This is a genomic window from Streptomyces sp. GC420, assembly GCF_009916105.1.
Taxonomy (GTDB): domain Bacteria; phylum Actinomycetota; class Actinomycetes; order Streptomycetales; family Streptomycetaceae; genus Streptomyces.
The window spans coordinates 1-2,992 of the sequence record NZ_JAAAXQ010000610.1 but is presented as its reverse complement, the minus strand read 5'-3'; the positions used below and the strand labels follow the sequence as shown (position 1 = coordinate 2,992).

Annotated in this window: 4 protein-coding genes; 3 read left to right on the top strand and 1 reads right to left on the bottom strand. The window is 75.0% G+C overall.

Annotated elements, in window-relative coordinates; genetic code table 11:
- Positions 1 to 99 (bottom strand): glycosyltransferase family 2 protein (locus GUY61_RS36845; protein ID WP_398958265.1); only part of this gene is annotated, 99 nt, incomplete at its 3' end.
- Positions 100 to 273: 174 nt separating this feature from the next.
- On the opposite strand from GUY61_RS36845, the gene GUY61_RS36840 reads away from it, so the two are divergent.
- The 3 genes from GUY61_RS36840 to GUY61_RS36830 form a co-directional block, all read left to right on the top strand.
- On the top strand, positions 274 to 603 hold the full coding sequence (locus GUY61_RS36840; RefSeq protein ID WP_166634652.1) for a 4Fe-4S ferredoxin: 330 nt from the start codon (positions 274 to 276) through the stop codon (positions 601 to 603).
- Positions 600 to 2,573: a hypothetical protein gene (locus GUY61_RS36835; protein WP_166634651.1), complete on the top strand. Its 1,974-nt coding sequence runs from the start codon at positions 600 to 602 to the stop codon at positions 2,571 to 2,573. The genes GUY61_RS36840 and GUY61_RS36835 overlap by 4 nt, the downstream gene beginning before the upstream one ends.
- A gap of 12 nt (positions 2,574 to 2,585) precedes the next feature.
- Positions 2,586 to 2,992, top strand: a 407-nt coding sequence (locus GUY61_RS36830) for an amidase family protein (RefSeq protein WP_243767008.1), incomplete at its 3' end; no start/stop codon positions are given.

The window sequence follows — 2,992 nt, the reverse complement described above, 5'->3', positions numbered from 1 at the left end:
CGCGTTGTCGACGACGACGATCTCGAAGTCCGGGTGGTCCTGGGCGAGGAGGGAGTCCAGCGCGCGGGCGAGCTGTCCGGCGCGCTCGCGGGTGGCCACGATCACGCTTGTGCGCGGCGGGCGCGGCCCGCGCTCCCCGTGCCGCGGCCACCGCGCCCGCCGGGCTCCAGCCGGTCCCCACCCGCGCTCCGGGGGCAGTCGAGACAGCCCGGTGACGATCGGGACCGTCAGTCTCGGCCACGGCCGAGAAGACTCCCGGAGGGGGCCGATCCCGTGAAGAAGCTTGCCTCGTCGGCCGCGCTGTCGGAGCGCGCCGATCGCATCGCCCGACGTGCCCGCGCCGACAACTGGAAGAAGCCTCCCCGGCGCATCGAGACGTCCGAGTGCATCACCTGCGACAGCTGCCTGCGCGGCTGCCCCGCTCAGTTCGGCGCCGTCTTCGACCGGGGCCTGGACGTGATGATCGTCCCCGAGCTGTGCTCGGGCTGCCCCGCCTGCGTGCTCGAATGCCCGGTCGACTGCATCTACGTGGACGAGGACTGGACCCCGACCGACGACGCGATGTGGAACCACATCGAGCTCACCGCCGAAGGTGCCGCATGAAAGACCCCGCAGGGCGTCACGAGCCCCGCCGCGCCGTCAACGCGAGAAAGCGGATGAGCCGCCGCCCCAGCCGGCTGGGCACCCCCGCCGGAAGCACGGCCAAACCGGACCGCGTCCGCGAACCCGACGCCGGGTTCCCCGGACTGCTCAAGCGGGTCTGGCGGCGCGCGGCCGAGGCCGCGGACCTGCCCTCGAGCCTCGACGTGCTGCTCACCCTCGACGGGCACGTCCCGGGCGACGTACAGCTGCGGGCCCTGGACTGCGCGCAGCAGGCCGCCCTGACCGCCCTGTGCGGCCTGACCTGGCACGACCCGGACCCCGCCGACGGCCCCGCCGCCGAAGCCGCCGCAACCCGGGCAGAGGAACCCGCGGACCGCGCCCCCGGCCCCTCCGGCGCACCCGCCTTCCTCGGCGAGATCGGCCTGGCCGCCAACGGCCGCATCGCCGTGCGCATCCCCGGCGGCCGCCCCCTCGACCCGCGCGACCTGATCGGCGGCGTACGCCGCGTGCCGTGGACCCCCACCGCCCTCGCCGCCTACCGGCAAGAACTCGCCCGCACCGCCGAACGGCTCGCCCGGTCCGCCGCCGACTGCCGCGCCTGGCTCGCCGCACAGGGCCCCGGCGGCCGCGACGCGCTGCTCGCCCAGGCAGGCGAAGCGGCCCTGCGCACCGCACCGTTCGTCCTCTACCAGGAGGACAAGCAGTACACGAACTTCCGGGACCACAACACACTCACCGGCAAGACCCTCTGGCCAGGCCACCCCGACTGCGCCCTCAACGCACTGCGCCAACTCCCCCTCGACCTGTGGTCCGACCACGACACCCAGCTGGTCGTCTGCCTCACCCTGCTCATCCGCTCGGGCGGATTCGGCCGGATCGAGGAGGCCAACGGCACCCAGCTGACCGTCGACCACGTCGCCCACACCCTGGAGCGGGTGCGCCGCGGCTACAACGCCGTACCCGGCGGCGAGCCGGTGCCCGCCGCCGCCTCCCGCCGCGTCGCCGACCTCCACGACCTCGCCACCGCGCTGCACGAGCGCCGCCGGGCGGTGGGCCGCAGCACCCAGCTGTACCGCGAGATCCACGGGGCGCTGATGCACAAGGCGGAGCGCGTGGCCGCCGCCCCCGGCGCCGCCGCCCGCGCCCGCCAGGACGCCGTCGTCGAACGGCTGCGCACCAAGCTCCCGCCCGCCGGCGCCACGCTCGCCGAACTCGGCCGCGCCGTGGCCGCCGCGCCCGGCTGGCTCGCCGAACCGCACGGCGCGTTCGGCACCGGCCTGGAGTCCCTGGTGCACGAGACGGTCGCCGCGACCGCCGAGGCGTTCGACGCCGACTTCGCGATGAGCCGCGGCATGCGCTCGCTGCCCGCCCTCGTCCGGGCCCTGCGCGCCCGCGACTGGGCGGAGATCTGCGACTGGGACATCACGCACTTCTTCTGCTGCGTGGTGCCGCTGCCCCGGGCCGCCGACCACTTCGGCGGCTCCCCGGCCGCCCTCGCCGACGCCGCCTGGGCGATGTCCTCGCGCATGCAGTACAACTCCTGGCACTTCGTCGCCGGGAACCTGCCGCCGGTGCCCGAGGTGGCGGCCCGCGACCACTTCGTGCCGCCCACCGTCCCGGACATCGCCTTCCACTCCGACCAGCACCACCACGGGCACGTCCACAACAACGTGCGGTTCTCCATCCGCTCCCCGCAGCCCGTCCAGGTCGGCGGGCGCCGCTTCGACGGCTTCATGGACCTGCGGCTGCTGCGCTGCGCCGGCGACCCGTTCGGCGAACAGGACCTGCTCGCCGCGCAGCAGGTGTCGGCGTTCATCGCCCGCGCCACCGAACTCGCCGCCCAACTCGTCACCGCCGGCAAGGAACTGGAAGTCACCGCGTTCGACTCCGGCTGGCACTGGGAGAGCATCACGGGCGGGCGGACCGCGGCGTCCGGCCCGTCCCCCGACCACGCCCGCCGCGCGTCCTGAAAGGACAGACCGATGACCGCCCGCGGCATCAGCCACACCAGGGAACTCCTGCGGCGCCGAGAACTCTCCGCCGTCGAGCACACCGCCGCCGTCCTGACCGCCATCCGCGAACGGGACACCCTCGACGCGTACGTCGCCGTCGCGGGCGAGGAGGCGCTGCGCGCGGCGGAGCGCGCCGACGCCCGGATCAGGGAGTTCGGCGCCGACGCCTGGCGCAACATGCCGCTGCTCGGTGTCACCGTCTCCGTGAAGGACCTGCTGCAGACCCACGACCTGCCCACCGCCCGCGGCTCGCTGCTGCCCAACGAACGCCCCCGCCAGGACGCCCCCGCCGTGGCCCGGCTGCGCGCCGCCGGGGCCGTCGTCGTCGGCAAGACCACCACCTCCGAGTACGGCTGGAGCGCCTCGACGGTCAGCCG